Source organism: Citrobacter sp. CK180, assembly GCF_030333655.1.
Lineage (GTDB): Bacteria > Pseudomonadota > Gammaproteobacteria > Enterobacterales > Enterobacteriaceae > Citrobacter_B > Citrobacter_B koseri.
The window spans coordinates 23,126-42,167 of record NZ_JAOWFM010000030.1 but is presented as its reverse complement, the minus strand read 5'-3'; the positions used below and the strand labels follow the sequence as shown (position 1 = coordinate 42,167).

Annotated in this window: 15 protein-coding genes and 1 tRNA gene; 10 read left to right on the top strand and 6 right to left on the bottom strand. The window is 50.6% G+C overall.

Annotation, left to right across the window (positions count from 1 at the left end; genetic code table 11):
• Positions 1-204 precede the first annotated feature (204 nt).
• Entirely contained in the window at positions 205-1,056 is an 852-nt protein-coding gene (locus OGV50_RS02830) for a DUF3289 family protein (protein ID WP_286488297.1), read from the top strand.
• A complete protein-coding gene (locus tag OGV50_RS02825) occupies positions 1,053-1,580 on the top strand; it encodes a DUF943 family protein (protein WP_058668486.1) in 528 nt (175 codons plus the stop codon). The genes OGV50_RS02830 and OGV50_RS02825 overlap by 4 nt, the downstream gene beginning before the upstream one ends.
• A 39-nt stretch (positions 1,581-1,619) precedes the next feature.
• Here OGV50_RS02825 and OGV50_RS02820 read toward each other — a convergent pair whose 3' ends face one another.
• The 3 genes from OGV50_RS02820 to pepA all read right to left on the bottom strand — a co-directional run bounded on the left by OGV50_RS02820 (position 1,620) and on the right by pepA (position 6,558).
• Positions 1,620-4,475: a valine--tRNA ligase gene (locus tag OGV50_RS02820; protein WP_012134320.1), complete on the bottom strand. Its 2,856-nt coding sequence runs from the start codon at positions 4,473-4,475 to the stop codon at positions 1,620-1,622.
• Positions 4,475-4,918 carry a DNA polymerase III subunit chi gene (gene holC, locus OGV50_RS02815; RefSeq protein WP_012134319.1) on the bottom strand — a complete coding sequence of 148 codons (444 nt, stop codon included), beginning with the start codon at positions 4,916-4,918 and terminating at the stop codon, positions 4,475-4,477. Before holC ends, OGV50_RS02820 begins: the two co-directional genes overlap by 1 nt.
• Before the next feature lie 128 nt (positions 4,919-5,046).
• Positions 5,047-6,558 carry a leucyl aminopeptidase gene (gene pepA / locus OGV50_RS02810; protein ID WP_047459338.1) on the bottom strand — a complete coding sequence of 504 codons (1,512 nt, stop codon included), beginning with the start codon at positions 6,556-6,558 and terminating at the stop codon, positions 5,047-5,049.
• Between the two features lie 153 nt (positions 6,559-6,711).
• Between pepA and ytgA the strand changes: the two genes are divergently transcribed.
• From ytgA to lptG, 3 genes are all read left to right on the top strand, one after another.
• Positions 6,712-6,762: a protein YtgA gene (gene ytgA, locus OGV50_RS02805; protein ID WP_211180521.1), complete on the top strand. Its 51-nt coding sequence runs from the start codon at positions 6,712-6,714 to the stop codon at positions 6,760-6,762.
• A gap of 62 nt (positions 6,763-6,824) precedes the next feature.
• The gene (gene lptF / locus OGV50_RS02800; RefSeq protein ID WP_012134315.1) at positions 6,825-7,925 is read left to right on the top strand and encodes an LPS export ABC transporter permease LptF; all 1,101 of its coding nucleotides are present in this window, start codon (positions 6,825-6,827) and stop codon (positions 7,923-7,925) included.
• The gene (gene lptG / locus OGV50_RS02795) at positions 7,925-9,007 is read left to right on the top strand and encodes an LPS export ABC transporter permease LptG (protein WP_012134314.1); all 1,083 of its coding nucleotides are present in this window, start codon (positions 7,925-7,927) and stop codon (positions 9,005-9,007) included. The genes lptF and lptG overlap by 1 nt, the downstream gene beginning before the upstream one ends.
• A gap of 107 nt (positions 9,008-9,114) precedes the next feature.
• On the opposite strand, the gene OGV50_RS02790 is transcribed toward lptG, so the two are convergent.
• Together OGV50_RS02790 and ahr are read right to left on the bottom strand one after the other, a co-directional pair.
• A complete protein-coding gene (locus OGV50_RS02790; protein ID WP_200031133.1) occupies positions 9,115-10,617 on the bottom strand; it encodes a helicase HerA-like C-terminal domain-containing protein in 1,503 nt (500 codons plus the stop codon).
• A 135-nt stretch (positions 10,618-10,752) separates the two neighbouring features.
• Entirely contained in the window at positions 10,753-11,772 is a 1,020-nt protein-coding gene (ahr, locus tag OGV50_RS02785) for an NADPH-dependent aldehyde reductase Ahr (protein WP_200076067.1), read from the bottom strand.
• A 201-nt stretch (positions 11,773-11,973) separates the two neighbouring features.
• Between ahr and OGV50_RS02780 the strand changes: the two genes are divergently transcribed.
• A tRNA-Leu gene (locus tag OGV50_RS02780) sits at positions 11,974-12,058 on the top strand.
• A gap of 186 nt (positions 12,059-12,244) precedes the next feature.
• Complete coding sequence (locus OGV50_RS02775) at positions 12,245-13,498, top strand: tyrosine-type recombinase/integrase (RefSeq protein ID WP_214143680.1); 1,254 nt, start codon at positions 12,245-12,247, stop codon at positions 13,496-13,498.
• 554 nt (positions 13,499-14,052) lie between these two features.
• Here the strand turns inward: OGV50_RS02775 and OGV50_RS02770 are convergent.
• Entirely contained in the window at positions 14,053-14,796 is a 744-nt protein-coding gene (locus OGV50_RS02770; RefSeq protein WP_286488296.1) for a YrzE family protein, read from the bottom strand.
• A 408-nt stretch (positions 14,797-15,204) separates the two neighbouring features.
• Between OGV50_RS02770 and OGV50_RS02765 the strand changes: the two genes are divergently transcribed.
• Genes OGV50_RS02765 through qatC form a run of 3 tightly spaced genes read left to right on the top strand, consistent with a single transcriptional unit; the run spans position 15,205 to position 19,042 of the window.
• On the top strand, positions 15,205-16,989 hold the full coding sequence (locus OGV50_RS02765; protein ID WP_286488295.1) for a KAP family P-loop NTPase fold protein: 1,785 nt from the start codon (positions 15,205-15,207) through the stop codon (positions 16,987-16,989).
• Positions 16,989-17,741, top strand: a complete 753-nt coding sequence (locus tag OGV50_RS02760) for a Qat anti-phage system associated protein QatB (RefSeq protein WP_214143677.1) — start codon at positions 16,989-16,991, stop codon at positions 17,739-17,741. The genes OGV50_RS02765 and OGV50_RS02760 overlap by 1 nt, the downstream gene beginning before the upstream one ends.
• Complete coding sequence (gene qatC / locus OGV50_RS02755; protein WP_214143676.1) at positions 17,723-19,042, top strand: Qat anti-phage system QueC-like protein QatC; 1,320 nt, start codon at positions 17,723-17,725, stop codon at positions 19,040-19,042. The genes OGV50_RS02760 and qatC overlap by 19 nt, the downstream gene beginning before the upstream one ends.

The window sequence follows — 19,042 nt, the reverse complement described above, 5'->3', positions numbered from 1 at the left end:
ATTACTCAATTAAATGATAAATTATCATAGTTATATTTGATACCACCCTCTTTTCGAACATGCAAGACTGTTATTCTCTCTGAGAAAAATTTTTATCATTAACCTGCTGTTTTCGTTGCATTGCTCAAGTTTTATTATTTGAGTTTATCTTAATTTTTCTCCCGGAGTAAAACGCGATTATATTATTTACCAGGGTGATGAGTTATGAGTAATGATATGTATTTATTAATGTCTCTGCCCCGTGAGATATTTGCTACATCCCATCGCTTTGAAGATTATCATATTGATGATATGCAGTATGGTGATTTGGACGACTGGGATTTTTACACTCTGGGGTTGAAGGATATCTCTGCTCGGGTTGACCCGTTCAGGTGTTTGCAATTTGATATGATGACTACTTTTAATTCGCAGGCTTTGGATTTCGTCCATCAACAACCACAAGGCAGGCCGATTAGTCGCCAGCATTGTGCAGATATTCTGTTTGATGAGATGAAAGAACTGTCAGCACAATTCGCTAAAGGGTTATATTCTCCTATTATTGGGGAACTGATTGATCATTTCCATTACGGTAACGGGCAGCCATGGTTTGGAGAACTTCTAAATCGCGCGTATGAGGAGGTCATAAGGGGCGTTGGAACGAATGATATGTTGATGAAAATTCGGGATGAGATCAATAAACAATTGCATAGTAACCGGGACGCACGCCTGGATGATTTCTTCTTTGTAAGACTTAAATCAGAAATGCAAGATTCTAAACTGCCAAAATTCAACCGTTATATCGACAGGGTAAATGGTTTGGGGGTAAGCGTACATGATATTTATACACAACAAATCAAACTGGTGCGTTTTCAGCGCTATGCCATGTCATGGGAGGGATTACTTTCTTTTAAAGGGCAGGATCATTTTGGTCTGGGCAAAGAGGATATTACCAATACGTTATATAAAAACTTTCGCTTCTTCCGCATCTGGTTTTTTCTACAGCGTCATCGTGACTATGCGTACAGGCCGTTTCTGACAAATTTAAATGCTCATGCGCATATTAAGGGAAGCGTATGAAGCCGAAACGTAACGTCATTATCGGTAGCTTGGTGTTGCTGATATGCGGTTATCTCCTCTGGGCTCAACGACCTGTGACAATCCTTCGGGTTGGCGAGAGATTTGAGTATGATCCTACGCTTTTTCATGGGCTTTATGTTAGCAGTGAACGTGGTTTTATGGATTTTGAGGCTTATGATATTGCAGTTAACCACTTTGCATTAACCGAGTGGGGACGGATACACTGGTATCTGCAGCATAAAAATGAGCTGAAGGCAAAATACCATATACCAACAAGTGCCTCTTACTATATTGTTTTTTGGGATATTGGCGGCGGGTTTATCGATGGTGAGAAATCAGGCGATGGTGATCTGTTTTGTTTTCCGCCACAAAAAAACACAAAAGAAAATTGTATTGAAAAAAATGTGCTGCTAATCGTGGAATTCGATGCGGGATCTTACGAAAGATTTTCTTTCAGCAACATAGAGTATTACTGGATCACCATGCCGGACGGGAAGCTGGTACGAATAAAAAATGCCTTATAAAAGAAAACGCCGAAGAGGGTCTCCGGCGTTTCCATCAAGTTACAGCGCCGCGATAACTGCCTGCTGTTCAATCAGCTTCGCTTTCGCTTCCGCGTAGTTTTCCAGCTTCTCACGCTCTTTGGCGATCACCGCTTCCGGTGCGCGGGCGACAAAACCTTCGTTCGCCAGCTTGCCTTCAATGCGGCCAATTTCAGCTTCGACCTTCGCCACTTCTTTCGCCAGACGCGCCAGCTCGGCTTCTTTGTCAATCAGCCCCGCCATCGGGATCAGCAGCTCGGCGCCATCGATAATCTTCGTCACGGAAACCGGCCCTTTGTCATCGGCTGGCAGCACGGTGATGCTTTCCAGACGCGCCAGGTTTAGCAGGAAGCTGCGGTTGTCGTTCACGCGGCGAATCGCTTCTTCGCTGCAACCACGCAGCAGCAGTTCCAGCGGTTTGCCCGGCGCGATGTTCATTTCCGCACGGATGTTACGTACGGCAACGATCGCCTGCTTCAGCCATTCGGTATCGGCCAGCGCGGCTTCATCCACCTGGGAGGCATCGTACTGCGGGAACGGTTGCAGCATGATGGTGTCGGCGGTAATGCCGGAAATCACTTTCACACGCTGCCAGATGGTCTCAGTGATGAACGGGATGATCGGATGCGCCAGGCGCAGCAGACCTTCCAGCACGGTGACCAGCGTGTTGCGGGTGCCGCGCAGTTCTGCTTCAGAGCCGCCGTTCATGACCGGCTTGGTCAGCTCCAGATACCAGTCGCAGAACTGGTTCCAGGTGAACTCGTACAGAATGCCCGCTGCGATATCGAAGCGGAAGCTGTCCAGCGCTTCGCGGTACGCTTTGATGGTCTGGTTGAACTCCGCCAGGATCCAGCGGTCTGCCAGCGACAGGGTCATCTCGCCGCCGTTGAAGCCGCAATCCTGATCTTCGGTATTCATCAGCACAAAGCGGCTGGCGTTCCACAGCTTGTTACAGAAGTTACGGTAGCCTTCCAGGCGCTTCATATCCCAGTTGATGTCGCGGCCGGTAGAGGCCAGCGCCGCCAGGGTGAAACGCAGGGCGTCAGTACCGTGCGGCTCAATGCCGTCCGGGAATTGTTTCTCGGTACGTTTGGCAATCTTCTCAGCCAGCTGCGGCTGCATCATGTTGCCGGTACGTTTTTCCAGCAGATCCGGCAGGGAAATGCCGTCAACCATATCCAGCGGGTCGATAACGTTACCCTTGGATTTGGACATCTTCTGGCCTTCGTCATCGCGAATCAGACCGGTCATGTAGACGGTCTTGAACGGCACCTGCGGCTTGCCGTTTTCATCTTTGATGAAGTGCATGGTCATCATGATCATGCGGGCAATCCAGAAGAAGATGATGTCGAAACCGGAGACCATCACGCTGGTCGGGTGGAACTGACGCAGCGCGTCGGTGTTTTCCGGCCAGCCGAGAGTCGAGAAGGTCCACAGTGCGGAAGAGAACCAGGTGTCCAGTACGTCGTCGTCCTGACGCAGTGCAACGTCGGCACTCAGGTTGTTTTCCTGACGCACTTCGTCTTCGCTACGGCCAACGTAGACGTTGCCCGCGTCGTCGTACCATGCCGGGATGCGGTGGCCCCACCACAGCTGACGGGAGATACACCAGTCCTGAATGTCACGCATCCAGGAGAAGTACATGTTTTCGTACTGTTTTGGCACGAACTGGATATCGCCATTCTCTACCGCTTCCACCGCCGGTTTTGCCAGCACATCAGCGCGTACGTACCACTGGTCGGTCAGCATTGGTTCGATAACCACGCCGCCACGGTCGCCGTAAGGAACGGTCAGGTCGTGCGGTTTAATCTCTTCCAGCAGGCCGAGGGCATCGATAGCGGCAACCACTGCTTTACGCGCGGCAAAGCGCTCCAGTTTCTGGAACTCAGCCGGGATTTCGTTGGAGTAAACGTCGGACTCTTCGCCTTTGGTGTCATACACTTCCGCGCTTTCACGGATATCGCCGTCAAAGGTCAGAATATTGATCATCGGAAGTTGATGACGACGGCCCACCTCATAGTCGTTAAAGTCGTGCGCCGGGGTGATCTTCACGCAGCCGGTGCCTTTTTCCATGTCGGCATGCTCGTCGCCAACGATCGGAATACGACGGTTCACCAGCGGCAGCACCACGAATTTGCCAATCAGATCTTTATAACGCGGATCTTCCGGGTTGACGGCTACGCCGGTATCGCCCAGCAGAGTTTCCGGGCGGGTGGTGGCGACCACCAGGTAATCTTTACCGTCTGCGGTTTTCGCACCGTCAGCCAGCGGATAGCGGATGTGCCACATAGAGCCTTTGGACTCGCGGTTTTCCACTTCCAGGTCAGAGATCGCGGTGCGCAGTTTCGGGTCCCAGTTGACCAGGCGCTTGCCACGGTAAATCAGATCTTCTTTGTACAGGCGGACAAACACTTCTTTCACGGCATTGGAAAGACCTTCGTCCATGGTGAAGCGTTCGCGCTCCCAGTCCACGGAGTTACCCAGGCGGCGCATCTGACGGGTAATGGTGCCGCCGGATTCCGCTTTCCACTGCCAGATTTTGTCGATGAAGGCATCGCGGCCATAGTCGTGGCGGGTTTTACCCTCTTCTGCGGCAATCTTGCGCTCAACCACCATCTGGGTAGCGATCCCGGCGTGGTCAGTACCGACCTGCCACAGGGTGTTTTTACCCTGCATGCGCTGATAGCGGATCAGGGTATCCATGATGGTTTGCTGGAAGGCGTGACCCATATGCAAACTGCCGGTGACGTTTGGCGGCGGGATCATGATGCAGAAGCTTTCCTGGCTTTCATCACCATTCGGCTTAAAGTAGCCCTGCTGCTCCCAGTGCTCGTAAAGCGGCTGTTCGATATCTTGTGGGTTATATGTCTTTTCCATTATTTCCAGGTTGCCGTATTCAGGTTAAAACCAGCCACGCGGTAGGCTTTGTAGCGTTCGCGCGCCAGTTGTTTCAAAGTTTCTTCGTAAGGGACAAAGTCTATCACTTCTGTGAAAGCGGTGGCAAAATCTGCAAAGCCAGTACGCAGGCTGATCAGAATATCACGCGGGCTGCTGTTGCGTTTTTGCGGCCAGGCGATTTCCACCGGCGCGCCGCCTCTTGGACCTTCTCCCGCCAGATTATGCGGGACAAAACTCTCCGGCGGTCTTGCCCACAGCGCTTCATCCAGACGGATGGCCTGTTTTTCGTCTTCACAGGCAATCAGCACGCGTTTACCACTGCGCCAACGTTCTGCGGCAATGTCGCACACCAGTTGTTCAACGGCGCTCAGGCCATCAATGGTGGTGTCATTGTCCAGAATATAGAACGTTGCATTCTTCATATATGGGGCTTCTTGTGGTGAATTTAAATGCGAAGCCGGATGGCGCTACGCTTATCCGGCCTACGGTTAAATACTCCATGTAGGCCGGATAAGGCGCATATGCGTCGCCATCCGGCAATCATGCAAACTTACTCTTCGCCGTTAAAACCCGCGCGATTGAGCAGGAACTGCGACAGCAACGCCACCGGACGACCGGTTGCGCCTTTCGCTTTACCGGAACGCCATGCGGTGCCGGCGATGTCCAGGTGCGCCCAGTTGTACTTACGGGTAAAGCGCGACAGGAAGCAACCGGCGGTGATTGCGCCGCCAGGACGGCCGCCGATGTTCGCCATATCCGCAAAGTTAGACTCCAGCTGTTCCTGGAACTCATCGCCCAACGGCAAGCGCCATGCGCGGTCGCCCGCCTGTTCGGACGCGCTAATCAGCTCATGCGCCAGCGGATTGTGGTTCGACATCAGACCAGTGATGTGATGGCCCAGCGCAATCACGCAGGCGCCCGTCAGGGTCGCGACGTCAATCACCGCTTCCGGCTCAAAACGCTCAACGTAGGTTAACACGTCGCACAGTACCAGGCGGCCTTCGGCATCGGTGTTCAGCACTTCGACCGTCTGGCCGGACATGGTGGTCAGCACGTCGCCCGGACGATACGCTCGCCCGCCAGGCATGTTTTCGCAGCCTGCCAGCACGCCGATGACGTTAATCGGCAACTGAAGTTCCGCGACCATGCGCATCACGCCGTACACTGCCGCCGCGCCGCACATATCGTACTTCATCTCGTCCATGCCTTCGGCAGGCTTGATGGAGATGCCGCCGGAGTCAAAGGTCAGCCCTTTGCCGACCAGCACAACCGGACGCGCGTCTTCGGACGGGTTGCCTTTGTATTCGATAACCGACATCAGCGATTCGTTCTGCGAACCGTGACCGACCGCCAGATAAGAGTGCATACCCAGCTCTTTCATCTGCTGTTCGCCGATGACGCGGGTGATGACGTTCTTGCTGTAGCTGTCGGCCAACTGGCGCGCCTGAGAGGCCAGGTAGGCGGCATTACAGATATTCGGCGGCATATTGCCGAGATCTTTCGCTGCTTTAATCCCGGCGGCAATCGCCAGACCGTGTTGGATCGCACGCTCGCCGCTGGTCAGCTCGCGGCGGGTCGGCACGTTGAAGACCATTTTACGCAGCGGGCGACGCGGCTCGCTCTTGTTGGTCTTCAGTTGATCAAAGCTGTACAGCGTCTCTTTGGCCGTTTCGACAGCCTGACGTACTTTCCAGTAGTTGTTGCGGCCTTTGACGTGCAGTTCGGTCAGGAAGCAGACTGCTTCCATTGAGCCGGTGTCATTCAGCGTATTGATGGTTTTCTGAATGACCTGCTTGTACTGGCGCTCATCGAGCTCGCGCTCTTTGCCACAACCAATGAGGAGGATTCGCTCGGAAAGAACGTTAGGAACATGGTGCAGCAACAGGGTCTGCCCCGGTTTTCCTTCCAGTTCACCACGACGCAGCAGGGCGCTGATGTACCCGTCGCTGATTTTATCGAGCTGTTCTGCAATCGGAGAAAGGCGGCGTGGTTCAAAGACGCCCACGACGATGCAGGCACTCCGCTGTTTCTCCGGGCTACCGCTTTTTACACTGAACTCCATGCACTACGCTCCTGAATCTTAAAGACAACGGCGGCGGCTACAGTTAGAATTGCAAGCTTTCGTAACTCATGTCCGCAGTTGCGGTGACTTCGTGTTAATCTTAACGTTATTACGGCATTGGCACGTCAGAACGCGTTCTGAGTGGCGAATCTGCTGAGTATAATAATTTTAGCGACGATTTCGACGACTCAAGAGAATAAATGACGTTTAAGCCATGAAACAAGCTAAATTCCTGCAAAAGACGAGTTTTTACGGGCGTATTTAAAGTGATAATCATAAGATATCTGGTGCGGGAGACGCTCAAAAGCCAACTGGCGATTCTTTTCATCCTGCTTTTGATCTTCTTTTGTCAAAAGCTAGTGAGGATCCTCGGGGCGGCGGTTGACGGTGACATTCCGGCAAATCTGGTGCTCTCGCTACTGGGGCTGGGCGTGCCGGAAATGGCGCAGCTCATCCTGCCATTAAGCCTGTTCCTCGGGCTGTTGATGACACTGGGCAAACTGTATACCGAAAGTGAAATAACGGTCATGCACGCCTGTGGTCTGAGCCGGGCTGTGCTGGTGAAAGCCGCGATGGTGCTGGCGCTGTTTACCGGCGTCGTCGCCGCTGTCAACGTCATGTGGGCGGGGCCCTGGTCATCCAGACACCAGGATGAGGTACTGGCGGAAGCAAAAGCCAATCCCGGCATGGCCGCGCTGGCGCAAGGGCAGTTCCAGCAGGCGACCAATGGCAGCGCCGTGCTGTTTATTGAAAGCGTTGACGGCAGCGATTTTAAAGATGTGTTCCTTGCGCAAATCCGCCCGAAAGGCAACGCCCGTCCTTCTGTGGTGGTGGCCGATTCTGGACATCTGACGCAATTGCGCGACGGCTCCCAGGTTGTGACGTTGAACAAAGGGACGCGCTTTGAAGGTACTGCCCTGCTGCGTGACTTCCGCATCACCGATTTCCAGAACTATCAGGCGATTATTGGTCATCAGGCCGTTGCGCTGGACCCGAACGATACCGATCAGATGGATATGCGCACGCTGTGGCAGACCGATACCAATCGCGCCCGTGCGGAACTGCACTGGCGTATTACGCTGGTATTCACCGTATTTATGATGGCGCTGATGGTTGTACCGCTGAGCGTGGTTAACCCACGACAGGGGCGCGTGCTGTCGATGCTGCCAGCTATGCTGCTGTATCTGCTGTTCTTCCTCCTGCAAACCTCCCTGAAATCGAACGGCGGTAAGGGCAAACTGGATCCGGTTATCTGGATGTGGGCGGTCAACCTGATCTATCTGGCGTTGGCGGTTGGTCTGAACCTTTGGGATACGGTGCCGGTACGCCGCCTGCGCGCCCGTCTTCTGCGTAAAGGAGCGGTATAATGCAGCCGTTTGGTGTACTTGACCGCTATATCGGTAAAACCATTTTCACCACCATCATGATGACGTTGTTCATGCTGGTGTCGCTCTCCGGCATCATCAAGTTTGTTGACCAGCTTAAAAAAGCCGGGCAGGGGAGCTACGATGCGCTGGGCGCGGGGATGTATACCCTGCTCAGCGTGCCGAAAGATGTGCAGATTTTCTTCCCGATGGCGGCGCTGCTTGGCGCGCTGCTGGGGCTGGGGATGCTGGCGCAGCGCAGTGAACTGGTGGTGATGCAGGCTTCGGGTTTCACCCGGATGCAGGTGGCGCTGTCGGTGATGAAAACCGCCATTCCACTGGTGCTGTTGACAATGGCCATCGGTGAATGGGTCGCTCCGCAGGGCGAGCAGATGGCGCGTAACTACCGTGCGCAGGCAATGTACGGCGGTTCGTTGCTCTCTACTCAGCAAGGCCTGTGGGCGAAAGATGGCAACAATTTCGTCTATATCGAGCGGGTGAAGGGCGACGAAGAGCTGGCGGGCATTAGCATCTACGCCTTTAACGATCAGCGTCGCTTACAGTCAGTGCGTTATGCCGCGTCTGCGAAGTTCGACGCAGACAACAAGGTCTGGCGTCTGTCGCAGGTGGACGAGTCTGACCTGAAAGACCCGAAACAGATCACCGGTTCGCAGACCGTGAGTGGCACCTGGAAAACCAACCTCACGCCGGACAAACTGGGCGTGGTGGCGCTGGACCCGGATGCGCTCTCCATCAGCGGTTTGCATAACTATGTGAAGTATCTGAAGTCGAGCGGCCAGGACGCCGGACGTTATCAGCTCAATATGTGGAGTAAAATCTTCCAGCCGCTTTCCGTGGCGGTAATGATGTTGATGGCGCTGTCGTTCATTTTTGGCCCGCTGCGTAGCGTGCCGATGGGGGTGCGTGTGGTGACCGGGATCAGCTTTGGTTTCGTCTTCTACGTTCTGGACCAGATTTTCGGCCCGCTGACGCTGGTTTATGGCATTCCGCCGATTATCGGCGCGCTGCTGCCAAGCGCCTCGTTCTTCCTGATTAGCCTCTGGCTGATGATGCGTAAGTCGTAAAATCGATCTCTCTCGTTGTTGGCCGGATAAGGCGTTTACGCCGCTATCCGGCCAGATACAGCGCAGCGCCATCAAGCGCTGCGCTTAGCGAACCAGGATTCCTTCTGCTAGCGTTTTCTACCGCCCATCAGGCTACCTAACATCCCCCGGATAATTTGGTTCGTTACCTGACGCGCTGCGCTTTTGGCGACGCTCTGCACCACACCATCCCGTTTGCCGCCGCGTGGCCCGGTACTGCCAAACAATATCTCTTTCAGCCCGCCAAGAATTCCGTCATCAACGGTGACTTCTTTGCCTTTTGCTGGCGGATTGTTTTGCTGCTCGGTGGTGGCCTGAACGCCTTTTTGCAGCATTTCATACGCCGATTCGCGATCGACTTCGTCTTCATATTTGCCGTACAGCGAGGAGTGATTGATAAGCCCGTTACGCTCATCGTCCGTCACCGGCCCCATGCGTGAGCACGGCGCGATGACCATCGCTCGTTCAACCACTGACGGGCTGCCTTTGGCATCCAGGAAGGAGATCAGCGCCTCGCCGGTGCCCAGTTCCTGAATCGCTTTCTCGGTATCAAACGCCGGATTCGCCCGCATGGTTTGCGCGGCGGCTTTCACCGCTTTCTGATCTTTGGGGGTGAAGGCGCGCAGGGCGTGCTGTACGCGGTTGCCTAGCTGACCGAGCACGTTGTCCGGGATATCGGAAGGGTTCTGTGAGACGAACCAGACGCCCACGCCTTTGGAGCGGATCAGGCGGATAACCTGTTCGATTTTATCCAGCAACACCTGCGGAGCGTCGTTGAACAGCAGGTGAGCTTCGTCGAAGAAGAACACCAGCTTCGGTTTTTCCAGATCGCCCGCTTCCGGCAGTTGCTCATACAGTTCGGAGAGCATCCACAGCAGGCTGGCGGCATACAGTTTGGGCATCTGGTAGAGTTTTTCGGCGCTAAGGATGTTGATAATGCCTTTGCCGTTGGCATCGGTACGCATCCAGTCTTTGATGTCCAGCATCGGTTCGCCGAAGAAGTGCGCCGCGCCTTGCTGTTCCAGCGACAACAGCCCGCGCTGGATCGCCCCGACCGATGCGCTGCTGATATTGCCATACTGGTTCTGGAAGGATTTGGCATTATCACCGATATACTGCGTGATCGCCCGCAGGTCTTTAAAGTCCAGCAGCAACAGCCCCTGGTCATCGGCGATGCGGAAGATAATATTCAGCACGCCGGACTGCACCTCGTTCAGGTTCAGCAGGCGAGCCAGCAATAACGGCCCAAGATCGGAGACGGTCGCCCGCAGTGGATGACCTTTTTCGCCAAAAATATCCCACAGCACCACCGGATTAGCGTGCGGTTGCCAGTCGGTGATGCCGATATTTTTCAGCCGTGCGAGCAGTTTTTCAGAAGGTTCGCCTTCCTGCGCGACGCCGGTTAAGTCACCTTTCACATCCGCCATAAATACCGGAACGCCGATGTCTGATAGGGACTCAGCCAGTTTTTGCAGGGTAACCGTTTTGCCGGTTCCGGTTGCGCCGGTAATCAGCCCGTGACGGTTGGTCATGCCCGGCAACAGGAACAGTTCGCTTTCCAGCGTGCGGGCAATTAACAGGGGTGCACTCATGAGATTTTCTCCATTTATCCTGCCTGGAGTATAGGCAACTGCGGCGTACTCTTCACCGCTAAATTGCGGAGATTGCGAGAAGAATTCCAAAAGGGGGAGCAAAACCGGGCAGCGAATGCCGCCCGGTGAAGGCAATTAAAAGTCGGCTTGCAGTACCACACGGTAGCGAGCTTTACCGTCACGAACGTGCTGGATGGCCTCGTTGATTTGCGACATTGGGAACAGCTCGGTCGTCGGCGAGACCTTGCTGCGCCCGGCAAATTTCATCAACTTGCGCAGTTCATACGGCGTACCGGTTGCCGAACCGGAGATGCTGCGATCGCCTGCAATCAGGGTAAACGCCGGAACCGGTAGCGGCTTCAGCACCGCGCCAACGGTGTGGAAGTTGCCGCCATAGGCCAGCGCTTCGAAGTAAGGCTGCCAGTCGAGATCGACATTGACGGTGTTGATGATGAGATCAAATTGACCTGCCAGCGCTTTCAACGCCTCTGGATCGCGGCTGTTGACCACTTTATCGGCGCCCATCGCCAGCACTTCCTGTTCTTTGGCCGGACTGGAGCTGAATGCGGTAACCTCGCAGCCCATCGCGTGCAGTAGCTTAATGGCGATATGGCCGAGGCCGCCGATACCGATCACCCCAACGCGACTGGTGGCGGTAACGTGGTGCATCAGCAGCGGTTTGAAGACGGTGATGCCGCCGCACAACAGAGGGCCTGCGGATCCAATATCGATGCTTTCTGGAAGCGGGATCACCCATTGCCAGTCTGCTCGCAGCTTCTCGGCAAAGCCGCCGCGATTGAGGATGGTCGGCACCGATCCTTCCAGACAGTTAATCTGATTGCCGCTGATACAGGCATCGCAGTGCCCACAGCTGCGCGCCGTCCAGCCAATCCCGACGCGTTGACCTACCTTCAGACCTTTATCCTGCGCGGCGCTGCCGAGTGCCACGACGCGGCCAATCACCTCATGCCCGGCAACCAGCGGATACTGAGAAAAGCCCCATTCGTTGTCGATCATCGACAGATCGGAGTGGCAGATACCGCAGTAATCTACCTGTACCTCAACATCTTCCGGCTTGAGTTCACCCGCATCATATTCATAGAGTTCAAGTTCGCTGCCCGCCTCTTTTGCGGCATAGCTTTTTATAATAGACATCGTGTTTCCCTCAGTGTGGTGTTGAACTGGAAGTGTAGAGCATGGGAAACGGAGTCGCTTCGCAGAAGGAGGGGTTAAGGAGGTGCCAGCCGTGGGGTTGTGCTGATTTTTTCAACACTTAGCGAGCCGGGCATATGCTACCGCTTGCATGGTGGCGTGTGACAGGTATAATCCACAACGTTTTCCGCATACCTCTTCAGTGCCGAAGTGGCGAAATCGGTAGACGCAGTTGATTCAAAATCAACCGTAGAAATACGTGCCGGTTCGAGTCCGGCCTTCGGCACCATCGGAACATCAATAGACGTCAACGGACGTCTTTTTTTGTGCCTGAAATCCAGTATTTACCTACCTTTCCCGCTATAGTAACTCTCTCAAGGTCAACCGACTTCAACGTACATCTACCAACAGATGTTGGTACAGATGATGGTATTTCCGGTTCGATAATGCTTGTACCAACAGGGAGGGAATAAGCATGGCGTTAACAGATATCAAGGTCAGAACAGCCAAGCCAACGGATAAGCAATATAAGCTGACCGATGGTAACGGTATGCACCTTCTTGTTCATCCAAATGGCTCTAAATACTGGCGTTTGCAGTACCGATTTGGCGGAAAGCAAAAGATGCTGGCCCTGGGTGTTTACCCTGATGTGTCGCTCGCTGATGCAAGGGCTCGCCGTGATGAAGCCCGTAAACTTTTGGCAAACAGCATCGACCCGGGAGACAAAAAGAAAAATGATAAGGTTGAGCAGGAAGAAGCACGTACTTTCGAACAACTTGCTATTGAGTGGCATGCCACAAATAAAAAGTGGTCGGAAGAACATAGCCGACGCGTGCTTAAAAGCCTGGAGGACAACCTCTTTCCAGCCATAGGTAAGCGTAATATTGCTGAACTAAAAACGCGCGACCTTTTAGCGCCTATCAAAGCTGTTGAGTTGTCTGGGCGTCTTGAAGTTGCTTCCCGTCTACAGCAGCGCACCACCGCCATTATGCGCTATGCGGTACAGAGTGGTTTGCTTGATTATAACCCGGCACAGGAGATGGCCGGTGCCGTTGCTTCAAGCAACCGGCAGCATAGGCCTGCGTTAGAGTTGAGACGTATTCCTGAACTGCTTCAGCGTATTGATAACTATACCGGCAGACCTTTGACTCGCCTTGCTGTTGAGCTAACCCTTCTTGTCTTCATCCGTTCCAGTGAATTGCGTTTTGCTCGTTGGTCTGAGATTGATTTTGAAACATCAATGTGGACGATCCCAGCGGAGCGAGAAGCTATTGAAGGGGTAAAGCACTCCCAGCGTGGCTCAAAAATGCGTACGCCTCATCTGGTACCGCTTTCTAATCAAGCCTTAGCAATCCTTAAACATGTTCACGAACTTAGTGGCGATCGCGATTTTGTTTTCATTGGCGATCACGACCATCGTAAACCGATGAGTGAAAACACGGTGAACAAGGCGCTACGCGTTATGGGTTATGATACCAAGGTAGAGGTTTGTGGGCATGGTTTCAGGACAATGGCCTGTAGTTCATTGATTGAGTCTGGATTGTGGTCGAGGGATGCAGTGGAACGGCAAATGAGCCATATGGAACGTAACTCAGTACGTGCAGCTTACATTCATAAGGCCGAGCATCTTGATGAGCGGAGACTGATGTTGCAGTGGTGGGCTGATTTTCTTGACGCTAATAAGGAGAAGGTGATTAGCCCATTTGATTTTGCCAAGGTTGGGCAGTGATCGGCCATGTTTATGTACTTGAAATGAATAAAATATAACCGAAATTTTAGCTTGCCGATATCATTCATGATATCGGCTAAATCGACGATGTGATATGCCACACTAGTATGCAGTTTATATGGAAAGCTGGAGTGATGGAAATATGGTTAATGGGGGGACTTTGCATAAGTTAACTTGGTTTCTCTGAAAGAGAACATCAGTATGGTAGTGATGTTGATAGCCTATGATACAGCTTATTTTTTCCAAACTAATTATCACTCGTGAGGGTTCGTGTTGGAGCAGGAATTAAAGGTAGCTATATAATGTTTAGATGTCGGGGTGTCTTTTGGGGTAATCAGATACGATCTATTTTTGGTGATAAATTGATCAGTACATGACTAGCCAGTGGCCCAAAATAGCCATCTAGTCGTAAAGCTTCATTGGCTAAAATAGTGGTTAATTATCAACTGAATAAATAATTTTTAGGGGTTATTTCCTGTTGTTCTGTTGTGGCTTTTATATCCATTACAGCCAATTGTATTTTTATTCAGAGAGTGATTTCTATAGCTAAATAACTATCTGACTGAGTTACGGAAAAATCTAGGGGGGTTCTGCATTCTGGATTTTTCAGAAAAATATACAAATGCTCTTCCGCAAGCAAAAGTGCTAATTGCACTTATAACAATAAATAAAAATAAAAAAGTATTTACTGAAAGCGAAATTGATAATTCAAAATAAGATAAAATCCAGCTTGGAAGTATATATATAAATATAGCTGATAATGCAAAGCCAGCCATCACCCCCGTTTTAGCTTGGTCAATTCGTTCATTTTTAGTCAGCCCAGGAACTACTTCTGCATGGCATCCCAAGCAAACATATTTCCCTAGCCCAACAACTGTCCCGCAGAAAGGGCAAATCCATCCTTCCTCTTGGCTTTCGTTAGAGTGTGATTCGTCAATAGATGTTTTTCTAGGGAGGCGTTTAACTTCACATTCAGCGTCAAATTCAGCTTGAGCCTTCCATTCATATAAGCGTTGTACTGAATAGTTTAAATAATCTGTATCAATAAAATGAGCGCAATTTTGACATAGCCAAATTCCATTTTCTGCTGACCTTCGCTGCTCTGTTGTCAGGGATGGGTCAAATCTTGCTCCTCCTGGAGCCCCGGCAGTGATATGAGCTGCAACACCAGTCTTCGTTGATTTCTCTGGATGCGCATTTGGACCAGAAGTTAGTACCCTGCAATCAGGGTTTGAACACCGGTTTCCCGCCCTGTCTTGTATTGCTCTTTTGGTTCTTTCTATAAACACATCACTCATTATCCATCCTCATTTTGATGCCAACGACAAGCATGTAAATCAGCATAATGATTTTATCATTTAGGGTAACGGATGAGCAATGTAACTGTCATTGGTAAATGAGATGATTATTAAAAATCTTCGTATGATTAGCAGGTTAGTTCGAAACTTGTTATCCAGGTCTAATTTCTGTGGGCCATCTCTAGGTAGGCTTAGGGCAGGGGTAAGAGAGTTCAATACTACAGCTGAAAAAATGGGTTAGATGCATATTTTCAACATCCACAGTAGGAGTCATATCTGTTGGATTGCTATCGTAAGGAAAGTTAGCAACTCATGAGAGCTGGCATTGCGTGACGGTAGTTTTAGTGGATTTTATGAAGCCTGCGGTTTACTCAATGATGCAAGAATTGGTGGTAAAAGGATATAAAAATGTGGTCAGACAAAGAATCATCAGAAGACTACCTAAATTTTGGTGAAGTATCTCAGTTAGCTGTAGATGTGCTTACCACGAAAGATATGTTACCAGTATCTATTGGGATTTTTGGGAATTGGGGGGCAGGTAAATCTTCGCTTTTGAAATTGATAGAGCAAAAACTTGAGCAGGATGACAAAGATTGGATTGTAATTAATTTTGACTCCTGGCTCTATCAGGGCTATGACGATGCGCGAGCAGCTCTACTTGAAGTCATCGCTACAGCATTGACAAAAGCTGCTGATGGAAATACGCCTCTCATCTCAAAAGCGAAGAGACTTCTGAGCCGGGTTGATGGGTTTAGAGCAATGGGGTTTCTGGCGGAAGGAGCTGCTTTATTTGCTGGAGTCCCTACTGGCGGTTTACTTTCTAGGGGAATTGGCGCGTTTAGGAATGCTACCGATGGTATCCAAAGCCAGGAAGAATATGAGGCTTTGGGCAATCTGGCTAAAGAAGGCAAAGAGAAGGCTGGCGGTTTGATTAAACCTGAGGCTAAAAAAAGCCCTCCTCAGCAGATTGATGCATTTCGTAAGGAATATGGGGAAATTTTAGAAGAGCTTGGTAAGCCACTCATCGTGGTAATTGATAACCTCGATCGCTGCCTACCGGCTAATGCTATCCATACACTTGAAGCAATCAGGTTATTCCTTTTCTTAACTAATACAGCCTTTATCATTGCAGCAGATGAGGACATGATTCGTTCTTCAGTAGCTGATTACTTCAAGGGGGCATCACAGCGGCATCAAATAGACTATCTTGATAAGCTCATCCAAGTTCCTATTCGGGTGCCAAAAGCTGGGGTGCGTGAGATTCGTTCATATCTGTTCATGCTTTATGCCATTGAACATGACTTAAAAGGCGAAAAACTTACAACGCTCCGTGACGGCCTAGAAAAGGCATTACAGCAATCTTGGAAAGATGAACCTATCACACGCCAGGACGCTCTAAAAATGACTGGTGAGTCTGAGGATAGTAACCTCGCTTTGGCATTTGCTCGTGCGGACCGTATTGCCCCTGTATTAGCCAATTCGCCAATTATCCATGGCAATCCTAGAATCGTTAAGCGCTTGTTGAATGTTGTCAAAATGCGATCTCAAATTGCCAAGCGGCGAGCAATGCCTTTGGATGAAGCAATCATCACTAAGTTAGTAATCTTTGAGCGATGTGTTGGAGTAGATGGTACCGCTGACTTATATCATCTAGTGGATATTGAACAAGGTATACCACAGTTGCTTAAACAGCTTGAGGAAGCTGACGGTCAAATACCTACTGAAGCGCCAAAGACATGGACTGATAATCCAACAACTAAAGCTTTCATTGCTCAATGGGCTCAGCTTGAACCACGCCTTGGTGGAATCGATTTGAGAGCCGCCATATATCTGTCCAGAGAAACTATGCCAATAGGTGCATATGTGGTTGGTTTATCGCCGTATGGACGGGAAGCACTGAATGCACTCATTGAAATGAAAAATACCAGTTCTCCCGCAGCAGAAGCTCTTTTGGAAACGCTTCCTCGTGAGGAACAAGTGCCTGTAATGGAAGGCCTAATTAGCCAGTTAAGGCAAGCATCGGATTGGACTCGTAGACCTAAGGGTTTTTCTGGTGCATGCCTCTTGGCTCGCCACTCGGCAGATGCTGCCAGTATATTAATTCGTTACTTGCAGGAATTGCAGCAGGGAACGAAGCCACCTGTGTGGATGGCTGCAGCACTCAAAGATGAGCAATGGAATAAGGACGCTTAATGGGAACTTCACAATCAAGTACAGGGCCAGGTGGTGGTTCGCCGCTGGTTCCACCTTGGGCTGATGATCAGCCACAGCAACCCTTACCCCCGCCACAAGAAAGAAGGTTCGCGCCGTTCCGAGAATCTTTGGGGAATGCGGTTTCAAACGGTAATAGGGCAGACTTCAGAAAAGCCATAGGACATTACGCGCGAAAGGCCTCTGGAGGTAGCAGTAGTGCAGCCCGAAGATTAGGGAGTGTCACACAGGCAGGGGGGGGATTGTTTGGGGCTTTGGCGGGAGTACCTCCGGCTCCAGGAGAACCAAGCATTGATTTGGGCAGTTTAGCTGGCCTTCCATGCGAAATGGCAATATCAGCTATTGCTCAAGCTTTAACATCGCAGGATGGTGATTCAGAGAAGATTTGTGCAGCCATGAACCATGCCTTAGTGGAAGCTCTCGATGGTGTAGCAATTTTCGATCCCCAACAAATAACAGATGGTGTGATCGTTGACACAATGATTTGTTATCTTGCTGAAAGCATTTTTTTGCAAATGGTTATGGATTCTAACAAGGCATGGAATAAAGCGGATACTCCTTCAAAAGCCATCCATGCAGAAACTGAACTTCGAGAGTTGATCAAAGTTGTTGTTGATAAGCATATGGCTCCAAAACTTGTCGGTAACATCAGAACTTTTTCGAAAAATCAAATGGTTAAAATTGAGCGTCAGGTAATCATTGAGGCTTGGAAAGAATGGGAGGCCTACCAATGACACAATTAGTTTTCCATCATGAACATCGCCTATTACCGCGAGCAAGTGAGAACTTGTTGCCCGTACAACTTTATGGATTAAGCGGGCAGGGACGGGGGGATATATCTATTATTGGGAATCCTGCGATTGATCGAATTAAGCGCTTGGGAGTCAAAATCCCAGTACAGGTCATGGATTTTTTGAGCATTGCACTAGCGGTTACAGCCGCCGATACCTTCGTTCAGCGTGAAAGCTCTGAGGATGGTTGGACTCGTCAACTCTCGCTACGTCTTCCCCTTCATGAGCCATCTCGATGGATTGCTCTAAAGAAGGAGCTTGAAAGCGCTTTGCATTTCCTTAGTGGAGACATCTGGGAGTTCGAGTTTTGTAATGGTGGTTATGCACCGCCTGAACCATATAGTCAACATTCAAGATTTCACCTGATTAAGCTCAAAGAACTTGATTGCGTCAGCTTATTTTCGGGGGGATTGGATTCGGCTATTGGCGCAATAGATCTTCTGACAGTGGGTCGTGCCCCGCTTTTGGTTAGTCATGCTTATAAAGGAGATAAGTCACGACAAGATCGAATTGCTGAAAGATTGAATGGTCGATACTCACGGTTTGAAATTAATGCTGATCCGCATCTATATCAAGGGGTGACTGACATTACGATGCGAACGCGGAGCCTCAATTTTCTTGCTTTTGCGGCAGTGGGCGCTTGTGCTGTTCAAGAAGTATCTCAGCAACAAAAGGTCGATCTTTTTGTGCCCGAAAATGGGTTTATCTCATTGAATGCACCACTAACCCCGCGCCGGATCGGTACGTTGAGTACACGAACAACACATCCATATTTTATTTCCAGCATACAACAACTCTTTGATGCGGTCGGAATTCCTTGCCAAATAATCAATCCATATCAGTTCAAAACAAAGGGGCAAATGGTCTCTCAATGCTTGAACAAGCAACTCTTATCTGACGTCGTAGAAAGTACGGTATCTTGCAGTCATTGGAAACGAACGGATCAGCAGTGCGGGGTATGCGTACCGTGCATCATTCGACGGGCATCGCTTCATGCTGGAGGGATTAGTAGAGATGCAGATTACACTTTCCAGTCCTTGGCTAAAGTAATGAATGAAATTGATCGCAGGGATGATCTTATCGCTCTTAGGATTGCAATCGCACAGAGATCGACTTCTAGAATAGGAACATGGATTGCCAAGAGTGGTCCTTTACCTATGGCAGCATTCAATGATTTCAAGCAGGTGTTTTTGGATGGCTTAAATGAGGTAGAAAACTACTTAATGAGTGAGGGCATTGTTTGA

Coding starts and splice junctions, on each gene's coding strand:
- pepA (WP_047459338.1), bottom strand. CDS start 6,558: ATGGAGTTCAGTGTAAAAAGCGGTAGCCCGGAGAAACAGCGGAGTGCC.
- ahr (WP_200076067.1), bottom strand. CDS start 11,772: ATGTCTATTATAAAAAGCTATGCCGCAAAAGAGGCGGGCAGCGAACTT.
- OGV50_RS02825 (WP_058668486.1), top strand. CDS start 1,053: ATGAAGCCGAAACGTAACGTCATTATCGGTAGCTTGGTGTTGCTGATA.
- OGV50_RS02775 (WP_214143680.1), top strand. CDS start 12,245: ATGGCGTTAACAGATATCAAGGTCAGAACAGCCAAGCCAACGGATAAG.
- lptG (WP_012134314.1), top strand. CDS start 7,925: ATGCAGCCGTTTGGTGTACTTGACCGCTATATCGGTAAAACCATTTTC.
- OGV50_RS02770 (WP_286488296.1), bottom strand. CDS start 14,796: ATGAGTGATGTGTTTATAGAAAGAACCAAAAGAGCAATACAAGACAGG.
- OGV50_RS02820 (WP_012134320.1), bottom strand. CDS start 4,475: ATGGAAAAGACATATAACCCACAAGATATCGAACAGCCGCTTTACGAG.
- OGV50_RS02790 (WP_200031133.1), bottom strand. CDS start 10,617: ATGAGTGCACCCCTGTTAATTGCCCGCACGCTGGAAAGCGAACTGTTC.
- OGV50_RS02830 (WP_286488297.1), top strand. CDS start 205: ATGAGTAATGATATGTATTTATTAATGTCTCTGCCCCGTGAGATATTT.
- OGV50_RS02765 (WP_286488295.1), top strand. CDS start 15,205: ATGTGGTCAGACAAAGAATCATCAGAAGACTACCTAAATTTTGGTGAA.
- holC (WP_012134319.1), bottom strand. CDS start 4,918: ATGAAGAATGCAACGTTCTATATTCTGGACAATGACACCACCATTGAT.
- qatC (WP_214143676.1), top strand. CDS start 17,723: ATGGGAGGCCTACCAATGACACAATTAGTTTTCCATCATGAACATCGC.
- OGV50_RS02760 (WP_214143677.1), top strand. CDS start 16,989: ATGGGAACTTCACAATCAAGTACAGGGCCAGGTGGTGGTTCGCCGCTG.